13 protein-coding genes, 1 tRNA gene and 1 pseudogene are annotated in these 17,464 nt (G+C 52.3%); 5 read left to right on the top strand and 10 right to left on the bottom strand.

The features are described from left to right. The first annotated feature begins 81 nt into the window (after positions 1 to 81). The 4 genes from hflX to ACYVC2_RS17185 all read left to right on the top strand — a co-directional run bounded on the left by hflX (position 82) and on the right by ACYVC2_RS17185 (position 2,257). The gene (hflX, locus tag ACYVC2_RS17200) at positions 82 to 1,362 is read left to right on the top strand and encodes a GTPase HflX (RefSeq protein ID WP_461103906.1); all 1,281 of its coding nucleotides are present in this window, start codon (positions 82 to 84) and stop codon (positions 1,360 to 1,362) included. 129 nt (positions 1,363 to 1,491) lie between these two features. After that, positions 1,492 to 1,770, top strand: a complete 279-nt coding sequence (locus ACYVC2_RS17195; protein ID WP_461103904.1) for a GIY-YIG nuclease family protein — start codon at positions 1,492 to 1,494, stop codon at positions 1,768 to 1,770. After that, a tRNA-Arg gene (locus ACYVC2_RS17190) sits at positions 1,744 to 1,815 on the top strand. Before ACYVC2_RS17195 ends, ACYVC2_RS17190 begins: the two co-directional genes overlap by 27 nt. 244 nt (positions 1,816 to 2,059) lie before the next feature. Continuing rightward, positions 2,060 to 2,257: a hypothetical protein gene (locus tag ACYVC2_RS17185; RefSeq protein ID WP_461103902.1), complete on the top strand. Its 198-nt coding sequence runs from the start codon at positions 2,060 to 2,062 to the stop codon at positions 2,255 to 2,257. Positions 2,258 to 2,409: 152 nt separating this feature from the next. Here ACYVC2_RS17185 and ACYVC2_RS17180 read toward each other — a convergent pair whose 3' ends face one another. From ACYVC2_RS17180 to ACYVC2_RS17135, 10 genes and pseudogenes are all read right to left on the bottom strand, one after another. Further along, entirely contained in the window at positions 2,410 to 3,330 is a 921-nt protein-coding gene (locus ACYVC2_RS17180; RefSeq protein ID WP_461103900.1) for a bestrophin family protein, read from the bottom strand. Positions 3,331 to 3,453: 123 nt separating this feature from the next. Next, on the bottom strand, positions 3,454 to 3,954 hold the full coding sequence (locus ACYVC2_RS17175; RefSeq protein WP_461103898.1) for a DUF2165 family protein: 501 nt from the start codon (positions 3,952 to 3,954) through the stop codon (positions 3,454 to 3,456). Positions 3,955 to 4,354: 400 nt separating this feature from the next. Next, the gene (locus ACYVC2_RS17170) at positions 4,355 to 5,503 is read right to left on the bottom strand and encodes an alpha/beta hydrolase (protein WP_461103896.1); all 1,149 of its coding nucleotides are present in this window, start codon (positions 5,501 to 5,503) and stop codon (positions 4,355 to 4,357) included. Between the two features lie 130 nt (positions 5,504 to 5,633). Then, positions 5,634 to 5,812, bottom strand: a pseudogene (locus ACYVC2_RS17165) (Sec-independent protein translocase subunit TatA/TatB). A 212-nt stretch (positions 5,813 to 6,024) separates the two neighbouring features. Beyond that, entirely contained in the window at positions 6,025 to 6,318 is a 294-nt protein-coding gene (locus ACYVC2_RS17160) for a hypothetical protein (RefSeq protein ID WP_461103894.1), read from the bottom strand. 71 nt (positions 6,319 to 6,389) lie between these two features. Then, on the bottom strand, positions 6,390 to 7,586 hold the full coding sequence (locus ACYVC2_RS17155) for a lipase family protein (RefSeq protein ID WP_461103892.1): 1,197 nt from the start codon (positions 7,584 to 7,586) through the stop codon (positions 6,390 to 6,392). Between the two features lie 378 nt (positions 7,587 to 7,964). Then, positions 7,965 to 9,089 (bottom strand): DUF418 domain-containing protein, encoded by a 1,125-nt coding sequence (locus tag ACYVC2_RS17150; protein WP_461103890.1) that lies wholly within the window; start codon positions 9,087 to 9,089, stop codon positions 7,965 to 7,967. Positions 9,090 to 9,211: 122 nt separating this feature from the next. After that, on the bottom strand, positions 9,212 to 10,381 hold the full coding sequence (locus ACYVC2_RS17145; RefSeq protein WP_461103888.1) for a WD40/YVTN/BNR-like repeat-containing protein: 1,170 nt from the start codon (positions 10,379 to 10,381) through the stop codon (positions 9,212 to 9,214). A gap of 374 nt (positions 10,382 to 10,755) precedes the next feature. Further along, positions 10,756 to 12,273 carry an insecticidal delta-endotoxin Cry8Ea1 family protein gene (locus ACYVC2_RS17140; protein WP_461103886.1) on the bottom strand — a complete coding sequence of 506 codons (1,518 nt, stop codon included), beginning with the start codon at positions 12,271 to 12,273 and terminating at the stop codon, positions 10,756 to 10,758. Positions 12,274 to 12,591: 318 nt separating this feature from the next. Then, positions 12,592 to 16,578 (bottom strand): hybrid sensor histidine kinase/response regulator transcription factor, encoded by a 3,987-nt coding sequence (locus ACYVC2_RS17135; protein ID WP_461103884.1) that lies wholly within the window; start codon positions 16,576 to 16,578, stop codon positions 12,592 to 12,594. 442 nt (positions 16,579 to 17,020) lie between these two features. Here ACYVC2_RS17135 and ACYVC2_RS17130 point away from each other — a divergent pair, with 442 nt between their 5' ends. Further along, positions 17,021 to 17,212, top strand: a complete 192-nt coding sequence (locus tag ACYVC2_RS17130; protein ID WP_461103881.1) for a Sec-independent protein translocase subunit TatA/TatB — start codon at positions 17,021 to 17,023, stop codon at positions 17,210 to 17,212. The last annotated feature ends 252 nt before the right edge of the window (positions 17,213 to 17,464 follow it).

Raw genomic sequence — 17,464 nt, 5'->3', positions numbered from 1 at the left:
TTCATCAGAAACAACCAATGACTACGAATGACCAGCAATGACTACTGAATGACACCTTAATATGACCTCAGCATTTATTATATGATCGATACCCATAAACAACCCGAAACCGCTGTTCTGGTCGCGCTGATTACTCAGAAACAAACGGCCGAACAGACCAAAGAATACCTGGACGAACTGGCCTTTCTGGCTGAAACGTCGGGTGTAAAAACCGTTAAAGCATTTACCCAGAAACTCGACCGACCCGATACCCGCACCTTCGTAGGTAAGGGCAAGCTGGAGGAAATCAGGACGTTTATTCTCGACAACCCCGTCGATTCCATCATTTTCGACGACGATCTGACTCCGGCTCAGGTGCGTAACCTGGAAGCCGAATTCAATGAGATCAAAGTGCTGGACCGGAGCCTGCTCATCCTGAACATTTTCTCGTTGCGGGCGCAGACGGCGCAGTCACGGGTGCAGGTCGAACTGGCGCAGTACCAGTACATGTATCCGCGGCTTACCCGGATGTGGAGTCACCTGACCAGCCAGAAAGGGGGCGTCGGGATGCGTGGACCAGGGGAGAAAGAGCTTGAAACCGACCGTCGGATCGTGAAAGACCGGATTGCCTTTCTGAAAGACAAGCTGGCCAAGATCGACCGGCAGAGCCAGACCCGCCGGAAAGAGCGGGATCGGCTGGTTCGGGTCGCCCTGGTTGGTTACACGAACGTCGGCAAATCGACGCTGATGCGGACAATGGCCAAGACGGACGTTTTTGCCGAAAACAAGCTGTTCGCCACCGTCGACTCGACCGTCCGGAAGGTCACGCTGGGTAACATTCCGTTTCTGCTGACCGATACGGTTGGTTTTATCCGGAAACTGCCTACCATGCTGATCGAGTCGTTTAAATCGACGCTCGATGAGGTCCGCGAGGCCGACATTCTGGTACACGTCGTGGATGTGTCGCACCCAAATTTCGAGGAGCAAATCGAAGTCGTCAATGACACCCTGGCCGATATCAAAGCGGCCGATAAGCCGATGGTGCTGGTGTTCAACAAGATGGACCGGTTTGTTCCAAAAGATGAATGGACCGAACGATCCGAATCCAGCGAGGAAGACGACGATCCCAGCGAATCGCACGAAGAAGTACTGATTCCGGTAGCCGTGCGCCGGAAAACAGCGCTGGATTTTCTCAAGAAAACCTATCTGGCTCAGAAAGCGGATTACGTCGCTTTCATTTCGGCCGAAACGGGTGAGAACGTAGGCGAACTGCGCGAGTTGCTGTACGATCTGGTGAAGGAGAAACACTACCAGATTTATCCGAACTGGCTGCACGTACCCCTCACGGAATCAGCCGAATATGGCGATGGTTTGGCAGGCTGACAGATTTTCGACAATTTTGCACGTGTACTGTAGAGACGCTAACATTAGCGTCTCTACTTTTTGGCCCCGTAGTTCAACGGATAGAATACCTGCCTGCCGGCAGGCAGGGACGTTTCCTAAACCTTAGATATGGGTTCGATTGAGACAGAGGCTGTTTATGTCGTTTACGCTATTCAAAGTGAGGTCGACGGACGCATCTACATAGGTATGACAAACAACCTGGCCCGTAGAGTACAGGAGCATAACTCAGGCAAAAATAGATCGACCAGATTTTACAAACCCTGGAAGCTTATTTATACAGAACAAGTGTCAACGCGGGCTGAGGCTCGAAAACGAGAACTATATTTGAAGTCTGGCGTCGGCAAAGAATTTTTAAAAAATGGTCCCGTAGTTCAACGGATAGAATAGACGTTTCCTAAACGTTTGATATGGGTTCGATTCCCGTCGGGACCACGAAACAAGGTGAAAAGCCCTTATGAACGCCATATAAGGGCTTTTTCATTTCCAAATGGGAAACACGCCGAATTTCAGTAAAAAGGGCATTAGCAAGGATGACTACATCAAAAAAGCGAGACTTGCCCGCTGTATATATATGTTTCTGTGGACGGCAATTTCGACCAGATGCCCCTGAAGCTTTCGTGGCCACCAACTTATTTATTATGACAAGCAATCCGGCCGGAAACGATTGAAAAAAGGAATGAAAGACGTCCGCACGTATGTCAACTGGGCGCTGGCAGATAAGAACGTTTTGATGCCTTTTAAGGTCATTGAAGGCAGTAAGCCCGAAAGTTTCCCCCATGTACTGACCCAAGAACAGCGTCAAGTATGGTTGGCCTTATTTGAAGCTAATGACACGCCGGATTCTTGGCGGACCGTGTTGAGTATTTTTATTTAGTTGCTTCATGGACTTGCGTATCAATGACGCCAAGGCAGTGTGAACGATTAAAATGAACGGGTTTATTGAACACCAAAAAGGCCGTTTCCAGCCCTTCTCTCCTTGCTAGCTATCGTTCAGAAAAACGTCCGACTAAAATCAGGACGAGACGGCTATAAAATATACTCGCCATCCACCGCTACGATGGGCTTAGGAACCTCAGACGCATTAAGCGTTTGCAACACGTTGATTTCGATCGTACGCACAATCGAATCCAGGGGCACGCTGGCCGGATTGCCATCGAAAGGATTCACCAGGTTCAGCCCGTTCAGATGTGTCACGTGAAAGACAAATCCAATCAGCCAGCCCAGCACAATGGACCACATACCGGCATCTTCGGCAATGTCGATGGTCAGGATAACGATCATCAGCCAGATGAACACCCGGGTAAAGTAGAGATACGTAACGGGGAATAGCGTGTTCTTGATCCGCTCACAGCGGCCCATGCTGTCGCTGAAGCGAACCAGCAACTCGTTGAGGGCCATGAACGTGAACCCATCCACCTGACCGGTTTGCCGGAGCTGCTGAAGATCCTGCGCCTGTAAATCGAGTAGAGCCGCCGGAATGTTGGTGTAGCGGCTGAGGGTGCTCAGATCAGCTGGCTCCAGATAGGTCTGGTAATCCCTATTATCGGTGCCTCGTAAGCTTCTTTTGAGGGCATACACGAAACTTAGATTCCGACGGACTAACCGGATGGCCAGCTCATTGGGATGGTCCTGGACAGTTTTTACCACATCGGGTGGCTGGGTATAGGCCAGCAGCGCGCGGGTCCAGGAGCGGGCGTCGTTGACCAAGGCTCCCCAGATGGTGCGGGCTTCCCACCAGCGGCTGTAAGCCTGGTTATTGTTGAAGCCAATGAAAAATGCCAGCGTAGTGGCCAGCAGGGCGGGGATGTTATTGGGAATGCGAACATTCCCCCGGAGCAGATAGGTTTCCAGCAGATAGGCCCCCGTACAGAGGGCAATCATCCACAGATCCACTTTCCAGGTAATTCGGATGACGCGGCTGAGTCGAAGGTCGGGCTTAAGCAGCATAAGGGTATTTTCAGGTTGTCAATTACGGGGAAAGGTGTCAGTGTAAGGTTTAGGTAAAGGATGATACTGATTCAATCGACTACTTAATCCCCCGTTATGCACAGGGAGTAACGAACCCAACGGTCACTCATCCCGGTATTGCAATAAAATAAGGGTTAACATCAGAAAACTCACAATCCGTTCAGCACTGCTTAAGCCATTCCAGCTTGCACTTTGCCACATGGCAAACCATTCCCCGCCAACGACCTCAAAGCCCAAAAACCAAATCAAAATACCAATGATAATGCCCGCCACGGCCCAGTTCTTGGCTGCCTGAAACGTAATGGAATCGCTGTTTACGTGTTTTGCCAGTAACCAGCATCCACGCAGGCAGCAAACACTCATCACTGTCTCCAGCCCAATGATCACTACGTAGCCCACGTGATACAGCAGTGGATTGTCAATATGACGATACTGAATCTGACTGGCCGGAAAGGTGGTATCCATTTTTAGCACATGCTCGACGAAGCGATAATTCGTATAATAATCGGTGGTGTTACCCAGTACGATGAAGAATCCGAGGAGACCGATGGCCCCTACCGAAACCGTTTTGGCAATCCTCACTAAACGAGCAGTTGTATACATGATTCAGGCGGTAAACGAGACGTTGCTTTGGTAGGTATAGCACGCTACACGAGTAGATATACTGGTTATTTCCTAAAATAGGGTACTCTGCTACCTACTGGATTATATCGGTTCGATGGTAGAGATTCTTTCGTAAACCCAATCGTTTTATGGGGCTGCTGATGCAGGCGGTAGCGCGTTAACCACCCTTGAATGAGTACCCCTAAACTCAACAGGAGCAACCATTGGAAGACCACAGACCCGCTACCGTGGGAGCCAACCAGCCTGGAGCGATACGTTTTCATGAGGTAGCTTTTTTAACGACTATCGACATGGGGAGTGGGTGGCGCATTGATTACCATCGTTTTTGAAGACCAATAAAACTACCCAGGGTGTTGGTACCGCGCAGGCGGCCACTCTTCTACCAATACCCGTTTTGCGTAGCCCAATTCTGGAATAACGAGGGCCATACCGTTTCCGGCGTTCCTGCTTTCCCTAACCCCCATCCATGACCACCCGTATCGAATAGATGAAGTTGGGAAGTGGTCACTCCCTTGGTTAGTAAAGCTTGATACAACATCTCGCTGTTTTGTACCGATGAAGTCGTATCATCTTTGGCCTGAGCTAAAAACATGGGGGGCGTTTGCGGGCTAACCAGCAACTGCACAGAGTATTGTTGTTCAGCGGTCAAATCATCGCCGGTTCCGAATAGGACCTTCTTCGAAGACGTGTTATTATAGGGCGGAAGCATGGTAACAATGGGATACAGAAGGGCAGCAAATTGTACGTCAGTCCCTAAGCTATCCCGCCCATCAACCGGCTTGTAAAACATTCGCTGAGGTACGGTAGCCAGCATACCCGCCAAATGACCGCCAGCCGAGAAACCCATAATGCCAAGCTTCGTGGCATCGTAATGATACTGACTCGCTAAGCTTTTAATGAGTCGCACTGCCCGTTGTCCATCCTGAAAAGCTACAAGCTTTGTACCCCAATTTTCGGAAGGTAATCGGTAGATCAGTTCAAAAGCGGTGAAGCCCTGATTACTTAACCAGTCCGCTGCCGCCCCGCTCTCATTCCCGGATTCAATATGCGTATAGCCACCGCCCGCGATCACCAACAGTACGCGGCCATTCGGCTGCGCCGGCACGTGAGGAATCAGGTAGGGCACGGCTACATTGGTTATGTCCCCCGTCGAACTGATTTTAATTGGGCCCCGTAGGCCTGTGCTGTCGGGCATTTTACCAACGGGCCAAAGTTGAATAGGTGCAGAAGAATCAGGTAAAGCAGGATCAACTGAGTTTTGCTTTTTACACCCTAAGGAAAGTCCTAAAAAAAGGAAGGCGCTACTATATAATATCGGCTTTATTAGCGGCTTTATCATGACCGGATCATACAATTTTGAGTTTATTTGCGGAAAAGTACGGCATCGGTACGCACAGCGCCAGCTGACCAGTCGCGAGCCCGGGTAATTCCCGGTCGGCTCGCTCCAGAATGCCGCCGGGTCGACCGGACCGGTGCGGACCATGGCGTACCGGTTACCCTCGTTTGCTTGAGAAATGTATTCAGCCATCTCAAGCCTGGAGTCTTTTGTGAAAATTGCACTTAACGAACAGCCTCGTATTACCCTCTTACCGAAAGACAGTTTACTACAGCCAGCCCATCGGTCAGTTCGCGGATGAACTGCCTATGAACAAACACGATTAGTTCCTCTCGATATCTTTTAGACCACTTTCGATATCTCCCCGAACGTCTTTGGTGGCGTCTTTGAACTCTTTGATGCCGTTTCCCAGGCCCAGGCCAGCTAGGGGATTTTTTTCACCCCGAACAACAGGACCAGGGCCAGGAAGATAAAGATCATCTCCTGACCACCTAAACCCATAATAGCCTAAATGCCTGCTGAAATCATGATGCTTATGAGTTAACTGGATGAAAAAATGGAAATGCAAAATTTAATCGTCACGATAGGTCATCCCACTATCCTATCTCTGCAGCATCGTCCGGTGGTTTCCACCGGACGAACCACCCGCCCCAAGCCAAGAGGCCATCGGGTTAAGACTGAGCCTAGCGTGCTGACTGGCCTGCTTACGGATTTTAATTCTGATTATACTGTAGCTGCTGGCCTCCCGGATTGAAAAAATGGCGAACCGGACTGACAAAGGCGGCTTCAGCCTCCGACAAAACGAACTGAACCAGTTTCCTGTCAGTGTCCAGTTGCTCCTCGAAGGAGTGGGCTGGTGCCAACGAAAGAAGAACGGGTGCGTTTCGATTTCGCTCATACGGCGGGGTCGGAAAGGATGCTTCAGCTACCGAAATAATGTCCTTGGTTGTTGTTTTACTATCTGCGACAGCTTCCTCCGTATGAGGATAGATAATTGATTGGTTCATGATGGTATTCATGTTTAACGGATTTCAGTTGGTTTTACAAATTTTATCTAAACACGCTTTTTTAGGTAGCTTTAATGAGCCAGGGCATCAATAATGGGTTGGGGAAAGCCAAAGGCCTCCTTATAGTAGGCGATGGTATGCTGATACTTGGCTTCCTGGAAATAACTACCCGACCCATCGGGGTACACATTCGGTGTACCGGAAAAGACAAACTCCCGCTCTGGGGCAATGCGCTGGTAAGTTTTTTTATCGATACTCAGCTTCAGGGCATCATAGGCCAGCTGATCCGTAGACGGTAAGCTAAACCCCTTCGCCCCCCCCGGATTAAACGGGGGCGCCTGTTTGTAAAGTGAGGGAATCTGGGCGAACTGATCTTTCTGCCAGGCATGGGGCACAATATCATGGGTGTTGATGACCGAGTGGTAGGCATCGCCAAATTTTCTGGCGGCATACCCGGCAAACACCCCATCGCCCGGGGTGGGACCGGCAATCGGATAGGCGCTGACAGTCAAGCTAGTAGAGCCCGTCTGCTGCTGCCACTCAATGGCTTTGAGGGCCATTAGGGGGGCGAGGGCTCCGCCCAGACTATGGCCCGTGAAGGCTACCTGGCCAGGACCGGCTTTGCTGAGTGTAGCCAGAAACTCCAGTAGGGTTTGTCCGCTGTTGGCATCGCGCATCGCATTCAGGTTGTTAAAACCCAGAAGGCTGCCCGCGCTGATTTTACCACCGCCCAGCGTGGGCCAGTCCTTTTCTTCGACGACGTTCAAATCCTGGAAGAGGGCACCGTTTCTGGAGACCGCATTGGTACCCGCAATGGCCACCACATACAGGGGTTTACCCGTAGCCAGGTCGGTGCCCCGGGCCACATACATCGCGTTGTCAGTGACAAAGCTGTCGACCGGACTCGTGGCGGATTTTCGTTTGCTGTTGGAAAGGGCGGGTCCCCATACCACCTGCCAGTCGGTGCCCAGAAAGGCTTGGGCATCGGCGTTGGTTTGCAGGAGCTGATTGATCTTGAGGGTGTTCTGTTGGAGTTCCGCTTCGGATGCGGCTACCAGATCGTAGTTGATATCAGCCATCATGGCCAGCAGGGCGATGCGTTTATGGGTATCGGTGGGGGATTGCTCCTGACCGAGAAGGGGTGGCGGTAGCTGATGGTCGCTACAGGCCGACAGGGTGATTACTCCCAGCAGAAGTAGGAAGACCGAGTAGTTGAGACCTTCAAACGGTCGGAATAAGCATGATTTGGCATGGAGAAGCCCGTTCATGGGGTTACGTACGTTAAATAATGAGACTGAATTTGTACAAGGTGATAAGGAGCTAAAAATTGGCGTATAAAGCTGGCTAGTTAGATCCCCGACTGCGAGACAAAAGTAGAGGGTGGCCCCCAGGCACGGCTAGCAAAAATCGGCCAGTTTACTAGCACAAATCGGACAACTTTGCTGCCAACGTCGAATTATCACCGATTGTCTGATAATTTATTGACTTCTCATCGGTCCAACCCAGACATTACTCCTTATTAGCTTCGCATTTAATTCGCGAATCGCTCAAGTGATACGTTACGAACCGAAGCCTCCACCAGTTTATAACACCCCTGTGAACGTAGATGGCTAAAGCCTAGAGCTAATCACTACTTCACCCCCTATTTAGCGTCGAAGCCACTGGCGAAAAAGCCATTCGAGTGGACCCAGCCGGTAGCGCTTCGTCCACAGCCAGCTGAATCCCAGCTGAAAGCCGTAAATGCCCATCACTAGAATGGCCCTGCCCCATACGGGTGGCAAGCCTGAGTCGGCTTGCCCATAGCCGTACAGCAGAAGCGGATAGAGAATCGACTGGATGAGGTAATTCGTCAGGCTCAGCTGGCCAATCCGGGCAGGCCAACTCACCCATCTTTGAGACCCCCATCGGCTATTTACCCCAAGCTCCAGCAGATAAACTACGGTCAACAGCAAAGCACCCCAAAAGCCACACAGGCTCAGCAGTAAGGGTTGGTAGCCCAAAAGGCGCCCGGGTAAAGCCACCAGACCAAGGGATAGGGCCACCCACGCCCCTTTGCAAAGAAAAGCCAGTGGTAATACCCCTATTTGTAAAAGCGACAAGCGCACCCGCAATTGGGTATTGGGTGACAACAACCCCAGCTTACCCACCAGCAGCCCCCCCAGCAGCATCAACTCGTAGGAGATCGTGGCGGCAAAACCCCGGCTCACCGAGTGACTAGCCAGCAGCCAGTCTTTGAAAGAGGGCCCGCTAAGCATGGTGTGGGGCGTCATCCCGCCGGGATCAAGGAGGGCTACACTGCCCGGTACCAGGATGACCAGCCCAATCAAGCCTACCAGCCACTTGAGCAGGCTGGCCACCGACTGGTTCATAAAGTACAGCAGCGTCAATCCCAGCAGCGCATACTTACAGAGCAGATCAACCGATCCCAGCAGTAGACTCAGGCCAAGGCCGATCCCCAGCATCATCAGCAAGAGATGCCGGGCAATGTGCCCAGCGTTTAGCCTGGCTAGTCTAATTTGCCCCCAGCCCTGATAAAACCCCAGGCCGAACAAAAAGCTACCCAGCCGCTCGAACTGACCACTCACCAGCAGGTGCAGAATAAACTGAGCCGGCAACTCGGGGTGATGATGGTTTAGGGGTAAACCATGACCCGGTTGCGGAATAGCGGGCTGACCAAACGCCTGCGCCATCAATAGGCCCAGCAGCACCAGGCCCCAGAGCGCATCCTGGGTGGTGATCCGCTCAGACGAACGGCAAACGGTAGGGACCATACGTTGATAAAAAAAGCCGGGATTCACTGCTTACCACACAAAAGGCCGCTACGCTAGACAGTTCTGTTGGCATCCCCAGGAGCGGGGCCATGAGGTTGACTACGGGATGACCAAAGGATCTTTTAGGTGGACTTGTAGAGGAATAGCCGAATTTTTTTCGTGGCCGTATCATACAGCACGATGGCTGGATCCGTATCCGTAGTCACGATCTTGACCACCTGGGCACTGGCTAAACTGGGTATATCGTTTAGCTGCCGGATGGTTATGCCTTCGTCAAGGGTTTCAAATAAGCTTAAGGCCGTTTGATCCCCATTGACGGCCCCACCGAACAGCAGGTGCCGCGTATCTTTTGGATCAATCCAGATGCCATAGATATAGGCATAGGGAAGGGCGGGCTTGTTTTCTTCGGCTTTAAAGATAAACTGAGTGGTCGTGCCGGTCACTTTGGCCAGCGCTCCTTCCTGCCCTACATAGATGCTGTTGCCGGTATACACCGTTGTCTGCAACTCCACCGGACGTCGATTGCCAAACACACTCATATCCACCACTTTAGTAAACTGGGTCAGTTTCACCGGATCGGTCGGGTCGATGGTGTAGCGGCCCAGCCAGGCGTCATCGAAGGGGTTTTCGCTACCCTGGAAGAGCTGGTCAGGATTGTCGGGCAGGAAAACTATATTACTTTGATAACCAAAATTGGAATGGGGCTCATAATTCATGCGTTGCCAGCTTTGGCCCCCATCGGTCGATACGGCGATCATAGCCCCCCCTTCCAGATTGGCATAAACCTGATCGGGATGCGAAGGGCGTACGGCTATACTGACGTACGTTTCATACCTATTCTCCCCATCATCGTGAATGGGTGTGGTGGCCGCCGTCCAACTTTGCCCACCGTCCTCGGAGATAAATAAGGATTTCTCCGAGGATTGTTCGGCGGGGATCACCCCGGCAAAGAACTTGTTTTTTAGGGTAGGGTGCTTGTAAATACAGGAGACCTTGCGGCCCGCAAATCCACTTCTGGACCACTCTTTGGTGAGCAAATTGCATCGCCACAACCCGTTGGAGGTGGCCACAACCACAAAATTGTCGGAGTAAGCAGCCGTTTGAAATTCGTTTTGGGTAAATTCGGCATGGCCCTTGACCGGCACGGGCATCTCCCCCATATCCAGGAGCGTGCCCTTAGATGGCGGTCCAGTAAGTACCTGATGGTCTTTGTCCATACAGCTGATGGTCGCTCCCAGAAGTGTACTTAAAAGGAGGAGTTGACCGATACGTTTCGTCACTATTGTTTTCATGGTGGAGCTTACTTAAAAAAATGAGTGGTCTTCTTCAAACTGAAAGCGGGTCTCTAGCGGATGACGGTGGAGATAAAAACGCACTGCGTTGCTAGTTCGCACGAATAAAGGATTTGGTGGATGGTATCCGCGTCTGGTTTAGTTAAATGCGGAGCCAGCAACAGCTTCAATGAATGTGGAGTGGCCCGGCCTGGAGTGGCCCGGCCCGGATTGGCCGTCCTTTCCCTCACTAAAGCTGCGCATTAGCCAGCCATTGGACCTAGTTTATCATACAGGCGATTCCCTGTGATCAGCTGCCGACACCTTATGAAAGAGAGCCCGGATACCCTACCCGGGCTCTTGATCAAGCCGCCTTTTGGCCAGGCGGGTGTCGGCTATTTAAGGGCTTCTGCGCGCGCTTTAAGCTTTGCCCAGTAATCACTGCGTTCCTTTTTTAAGGTATCGGTGATCAGGTTATCTGTAATACTCAGGTTCGGAAATTCTTTGGCAAAATCAGTCACCGAGCGTTCTTTGGGGCTTGTGACATACATTGTTTGAATCGCGTTCAACTGTGAGTTTGGCGTGGTCCAGTATTGAAACCCAAACACCACTAAGTCGGCGCTGCCATAGTAACTACTTACCCCATTAATGTGAACACTCGACAAAAACGTATCAGAGTACCCTACCCAACCCGTATCGTTACTTCCCCAACCAGCGTTTCCGCCCATCATCGGTGTCGATGTTTGGTCACCATATATAAATTGCATCGAATTGACAATGCTGCCGTAGGTAACTCTGCCCGCTGCGATCGATTGAGGACTTAAATTAAATGAGCCGCCATAAGGAGGCTGATTCGAGCCCCCATTTTGATCGCCCATGCGGGGCGTTGTGGTAACCCCACCCGGCCCGCCACCAGCTGGGTAGGTTACCTGAACCGCATCGATTCGATCCCACCCCCATACGGTTATATTAGATGGAGACTGCGTTGGAGCTGACGGGAGAACGATAGGGCCGCTGTCATCGGCGGTGCCATAGGGGTCACTGTAAATTTCGCGTGAGTAGACCACTTTCGTCCCATTGGGGTATTTGTCCACATCAAAATAAGGCCACATATCCATAAAGACAAGTACCGTTTGACTCATCTGGCGGTCATAGATGTTAACCGTTTTAAACGGCTCGATGTGATGGGAATCTGCCTTCGTTTTTTGCAACAAGGCACTTCGTCCGTTATTATACGTGGTCGTGGTATAGTTGACAGAAGTAGTGATTGCATTTTTCAAGTCGGTAATATCCTGCTGGTGATCGGCAGCGGTCCTACCCCAGCTTAGACCATTGGCTACCCCATCCCGTAATATCCCCAGATACAGGTTGACAAACTGCCCAAATAAGGGTAGCAGCGGCACCTGGTTGCCTTGTGATTGAAAATGGGGGAGCGCAGCAACAAACAAATTTTTGGTGATCATCCATTGGTTTAGAATTTCACCTGTAGTACCCTCTTTTAGTTCATTCTGATAAATAGTTAGCGAGTTGCTCAAGCCTTGCAGATCTTCGGAAACCTGCGTATAGACAGCAGCAGCGATTTGTTGGTTGACTAAGGCTTCCACCTGGGATTTGATTTCACCCCATACGTCTTCCTGAGTACTGGGCCATAAAATTTCTACCAATCCGCCCAGCAGATCACCGGCTACGGGTACCATTTCGATCGCACTGGCGACCATCGTTTTCGCGTCGTCATTCCAATCCACCGTATAGGTTAAAAGCGGAGGATGATTGCCACCACCCACTGGGTTCGGGAGGTCATGGTCTTTCATGCAGCTTTGCAGCATACTGGGCAAGATAAAGGCGCTGCCAAATCCCAGCAGTGAGCGGCCAATAAATTGTTTGCGCGTCATTTTACGAGTTTCTAAAAACATAATTGTATGGGTTAAATGAATGGAGAAAGTTTAAGTACAGATGAATGGCTAAGCCCGCTTTAGTATGGATGCGTGTGGGAGGATAGTTTTGCGCTTCCACAAGGGTACGCTTTATGGCCCCTCAAGCTGTTCCTCGAAGCGCGTCGGTCATCCCGAACTGCTGGGCAAAACTAGACCCTGACTCCCCCTGGCAGGTAGCACAAATCTGCCAATCGATAGCAGAAAACTGCCAATCTGCTCGATCAGCGCGTTTTAGTAGGCGCAAAGAGCAGATTGGCAGTACTGAATGAAGAATAAATTATACGAAAACAGGAACTGTTAGTGGGGACCCTGAGCGAGCACAAACGCCGTGGGCGTCATCCCAAAGTGGGCCTTAAACATTTTGGCGAAGTAAGATAATCCTTCGAAGCCCGCTTTTTCGGCGGTTTCTGAAATCGAATAGCCATCCTGCAACAAGCGGGCCGCCTGCTGTAACCGGTGGATACGAATCAGTTCATTAGCAGAAGTTCCCGTCAGGGCGCTGAGTTTCCGATGCAGGGTCCGGTAGCTGACGGCAAGTTCATCGGCTAACAAATCAACCGAAAAGGCCGAATTGGCCAGCTCCCGATCCAGTATCTGGTAGAACTTGGCCAGAAAGGGGTCGTCGATGTTGGGCCTGGCTACCGGTGATGTCGGACTTGGCAACGGGCCTGTCTGCTGCTGCCAGTGCTGGCGTAGCTGCTGCTGGTGACGCAGCAGGTTGGCAATGCGTAAGTGTAGTTCCTGCCCATGGAAGGGCTTGGTCAGGTAATCATTGGCCCCGGCCGTAAGCCCCTGAATGCGGGATTCGGTCATGGTTTTAGCCGTCAGCAGCATCACAGCGATGTGGGCCGTCAGGGGCGTCGTCTTAATCCGTTCCACCAGCGTAAAGCCATCCATCAGCGGCATCATCACGTCCGAAATGACCAGGTCCGGTAGCTCGGCTAAACAAATCTGCCAGCCTTCCTGCCCGTTCGGGGCCGTCAGTACCCGGTAGGTCCGGGCCAGCTCACCGGCCATAAATTCCCGCAGTTCGTCATTATCCTCCACCACCAGCACCATCGGAGCCGTTGCGGGCGCTGGTGCGGTTTGGGCCGTATCAGCCGATTCCGTTCCGGCAATGGCTTCCGCTGCCAACTCCGTGCTCGCAGGACGTAGCCACTCCGTGGGCGCATCCAGAACCGCCAGGGTGTCGGTTGCTTTTTGGAGCGGCAGGGTAACGGTGAACGTAGTGCCCTGACCTTCCTGACTCTCCACCTGCACATGCCCCCCCAGCAGCCGGGTAAATTCGGCGATCAGGAACAGACCAATGCCCGTTCCTGTACCCGCGTTCCCCCCGGCCTGACGCCCCTGATAAAACCTCTCGAAAATTCGTGGTAACTGCTCGTCGGGAATACCCCCGCCCGAATCGATGACCTGTAACTGGAACGAGCGTTCAGATGCCGACTCAACGGGATGAAGAAGCATCCGGATGTGGCCACCGGCGGGGGTAAACTTGAGGGCATTATCCAGCAGGTTGTAGCCAATGGTTTCCAGTTTATGGGCGTCGAAGAGCGAATCGGTGGGCATATCGGCGGGCTCGTAGCGTAACTGGACACCCTTGCGCTCGGCGCGCAGGCGAAACGAATCCACCAGATCCGAAAAAAAACGGGCCAGATTCCCCCGCGTAAGCACCATTCCCAACTGACCCGCTTCGAGTTTGGCCATATCCAGGAGTTGGTTAATTAAGCGTAACAGCCGGCGGGCATTGCGGTGCATTACCCCGTAGGGCTGCTGCAGCGAGGGAGCTGCCGTTTCCATCATCCGCTCCAACGGATTGATGATCAGTGTCAGGGGTGTTCTGAATTCGTGGGTGATGTTGGTAAAGAATCGCGTCTGCCAGTCGGCGTTCTCTTTGATCAGGCGGGCCTGTTGCTCCTGAAGGGCCATATCCTGGCGAAGCTGCGCTTGGTTGATCCGGTATTGTATATAGGCCCGTACCAGCACCAGTACCACCAACCCGTACAGACCATACGCCCACCAGGTCTGCCACCAGGGGGGAGCAATGATGATCCGCAGGGTTTTAATAATTGGGCTCCAGCGGCCACTGGCATTGGCCGTGTTGACCCGAAATTCGTAGTCACCGGGGTCGAGTTGGGTGTAGTTAGCTACAGTCTGGTTACCCGCGTAGACCCAGTGGGCATCGACCCCCGTGAGCTGGTAGCGATACTGCAGGCTAGCGGGCTTGTTATACTGAAGACCCGCATACTCCAGGCTCAAAAAGTTCTGGTTGAACTGGAGCCGCAGGGCAGGAGTGGCATTGAGGGGCAGCCGCAGGGGTGAGCCGATTTTGCCGGGCTCAATGGGTAGGTTAGCCAGCCGCAAACCCGTCAGCACTGTCGGGATGGGCTCGACCACGTCGGTGAGGGCCAGGGGGTCAAACACGCTGACCCCCGTAGCGCCCCCAAACGCCATCCGTCCATCGGGTAAGCGCAGGGCCTGATTGGGTCGATATTCGATGTCCAGCAGGCCATCATAGGTAGAGAAATGGCGCAGCCGGTAGGTACGGAGATTTAGCCGACTGATGCCTCTTCCTGTGCTAAACCACAGATTCCCCTGCCGATCGGTCAGCAGCGTATTGATCGTCGCGCTGGGCAGGCCCTGCTCGTCGGTCCAGTTCTGGCCGCGCATCGTCCGGGTATCCAGGCGGCAAAGGCCTTCGTGGGTACCGACCCAGAGAATGGCCGGGTTCACCGGATCAGCGGCCAGACAGTTCACCGGGTTCGAGAGCAGAGTCTTCGCCTGATCGGGTTGGTAGCTCAGGTGGCGAACAATCCGGCGCGTTTGAAGGTCATAGGCATAGAGCCCGCTTACCTGGGAGCCAATCCAGACGTACTGGCCAAGGGGTTGAATCGAGCTGACCCGGTTAATCGGGGTTGGGCAGGCAAATACGGCCAGGAGCCGCCCGGCCGAGTCTGCTTTCAAGAGTCCCTGGTGCGGATCGAACAGCCAAAGGGTGCCATCGGGCTCCTGGCGAAGGGCATTTCCCCCATCATAGTCCCCGAGCTGGGTCTTCCTGGGCAGTGTAAGTAACGACCGGAATCGATGGTTGGCTTGATCACCCCGTAATAATTCATACCGCCCTTCGATCCCGATCGTTAAATAAGGTGCCGTTCCGGCGATGCGGAGTTGATAAAGCTGCTGATCGGTTTGGGCCCAGGAGGGAACGGCCAACCCCAATTCGGATTCGAGCACATCTACAAAAAAATTAATCCGGTAGGGATAGGTTTTAATAGGCAATGCCCGCTGATCGATCTGATACATGCCATCCCCGTTGGTGCCGATCCATAGCACGCCGGAGCGATCCAGCAGCAGCGCATGAAAATAATTCTGGTAATCCAGGCGGGGAGCCGTCCAGATGGCGGTTACCTGATTGTTCGCTGATAGCTGGTACACAGTCATACCATAGGTAAAATAGACCTGGCCATCCGGGGCTTCGTAGATAAGCCCGGTCTGGGTATCGACAGCCGATGGAATGGGAATGGATACGAACCGGTGCGTTTTCGGATCGAAGCGAAGCAGCTGCCGGGCCGCGCCGATGAGAATCTCCCCGTTAGACCGCTGGATCAGGGGCGTCCCATAATACGTGTCGATCGTACCGGATAAGCCGATGAGGGAATGCGCCCACGAATGAAACGTACCCGTTTGGGTGTCGAACTGCAGGAGTCGTCCGGGAGCCGGTGCAAACAGCTGATGGTCTTTGGCCAGCAGCAGGGAATTTCCCGGAAACAGGCCCGCATCGGGGAACGGGGGAAAGGGGAAGGCAGTGAACCGACCCGTCTGTCGATCAAACCGTGTCAGTTGGGTACGGAAGCGCCCCCAGACCGTTTTTTCATCCGGGGTCAGGATCACCTTCACCATGTTCACCTGATGACGCGCTAACTGGTCATCCGTTAGTAAGTCACTAAATTGTTCAGTAATAGGATTAAACAGTTGGAAGGTACGGTTCTCCAGGTAAAGAAGCAGGGTCGAATCCGAAACGGGCTCCATGGAAAGAATCACGTTGCTGGCCAGCGAGGGTGTGCCGGTGAGTCGATGGCGAAATACCTTGAACTGACGGCCATCGTAGCGGGCCAGCCCATCGAGGGTCGCTACCCAGATAAAGCCTTCCTTGTCCTGCACAATGCCGGACGCATAGTATTCGGGCAAGCCCTGCTGGAGACTCAGGTTACGGGCCCTAAAGGGCTGCGCCAGCAAGGGGCTGTTAATCAGCAACAGTAGTAGCCAGAGTCGAACACAAACTGTCATGGCTGGTCAAGAGGATAGACGGTTAAAAATACGTCATAAGCTCCAATCAGCCAACTAAATAGGTTCGCCTGGATCTCATCCAGTCTAACTGATCTGGCAATGTCTGGCGAGAAAGAAACAGGATGGCGTTTGACGGCCATCAATGTTCCGGGTGATACTGTATTTCGCTGGGGCTAAGTTATGGACGTATTTCGGACGAAGTTGAGCGATCCAGGTGGGTATTGGCTAACATTGGCCGATTTGTGCTAGTGATATGGCCGATTTGTGCTAACAGGGGGTAGGAAACACCCTCTACCTTTGTCCTGTAGTCGAATCAAGTTAGTCGGACAGATGCGCTGGGAATGACTACAGTGGATCAGTCGTTTCGACACGGGTGGCTGCTCAGGACGGGAACGTCAAGTTTTAAACTTTCTATTTTTCATCCATTTAAATCACAAGAATCATGATTACAGCAAGCATCTATGCTATTATGGGATTAGGCGGACAGGAAATGATCTTTATCTTCCTGGCCTTGATCCTGTTATTTGGTGCCAAAAAGATCCCCGAGCTGGCCCGGGGCCTGGGAAACGGCATCAAAGAATTTAAAGAAGCGACCAAAGATGTTCGCGAGAATATTGAAGACGGCCTGAAATGACCGATCCGAGTGAGTCGAGTTTGTGGACTGCCCATTAGCCAACTCATTAATGAGTTGGCTAATGGGCTATTCTATTTAGTTGTTTTTCGCGAACAGGCCTGTTCATGAGCAGCTTAACCAGGACAAAATACAGCAAAACAGGCGCTAGCTAGAGTCTGCAACCGACTAGAATAAACAGGAATTGAAATCAGATACTAGTAACCTTATCCCGCGGCTAAACGTAAAAAGGGAACAAACACGAAGTTGCTCCCT

Source organism: Spirosoma koreense (assembly GCF_054777875.1).
This window is presented reverse-complemented; position numbering and strand designations above follow the sequence as displayed.

Coding starts and splice junctions, on each gene's coding strand:
- hflX (WP_461103906.1), top strand. CDS start 82: ATGATCGATACCCATAAACAACCCGAAACCGCTGTTCTGGTCGCGCTG.
- ACYVC2_RS17195 (WP_461103904.1), top strand. CDS start 1,492: ATGGGTTCGATTGAGACAGAGGCTGTTTATGTCGTTTACGCTATTCAA.
- ACYVC2_RS17185 (WP_461103902.1), top strand. CDS start 2,060: ATGAAAGACGTCCGCACGTATGTCAACTGGGCGCTGGCAGATAAGAAC.
- ACYVC2_RS17180 (WP_461103900.1), bottom strand. CDS start 3,330: ATGCTGCTTAAGCCCGACCTTCGACTCAGCCGCGTCATCCGAATTACC.
- ACYVC2_RS17175 (WP_461103898.1), bottom strand. CDS start 3,954: ATGTATACAACTGCTCGTTTAGTGAGGATTGCCAAAACGGTTTCGGTA.
- ACYVC2_RS17170 (WP_461103896.1), bottom strand. CDS start 5,503: ATGGCTGAATACATTTCTCAAGCAAACGAGGGTAACCGGTACGCCATG.
- ACYVC2_RS17160 (WP_461103894.1), bottom strand. CDS start 6,318: ATGAACCAATCAATTATCTATCCTCATACGGAGGAAGCTGTCGCAGAT.
- ACYVC2_RS17155 (WP_461103892.1), bottom strand. CDS start 7,586: ATGAACGGGCTTCTCCATGCCAAATCATGCTTATTCCGACCGTTTGAA.
- ACYVC2_RS17150 (WP_461103890.1), bottom strand. CDS start 9,089: ATGGTCCCTACCGTTTGCCGTTCGTCTGAGCGGATCACCACCCAGGAT.
- ACYVC2_RS17145 (WP_461103888.1), bottom strand. CDS start 10,381: ATGAAAACAATAGTGACGAAACGTATCGGTCAACTCCTCCTTTTAAGT.
- ACYVC2_RS17140 (WP_461103886.1), bottom strand. CDS start 12,273: ATGTTTTTAGAAACTCGTAAAATGACGCGCAAACAATTTATTGGCCGC.
- ACYVC2_RS17135 (WP_461103884.1), bottom strand. CDS start 16,578: ATGACAGTTTGTGTTCGACTCTGGCTACTACTGTTGCTGATTAACAGC.
- ACYVC2_RS17130 (WP_461103881.1), top strand. CDS start 17,021: ATGATTACAGCAAGCATCTATGCTATTATGGGATTAGGCGGACAGGAA.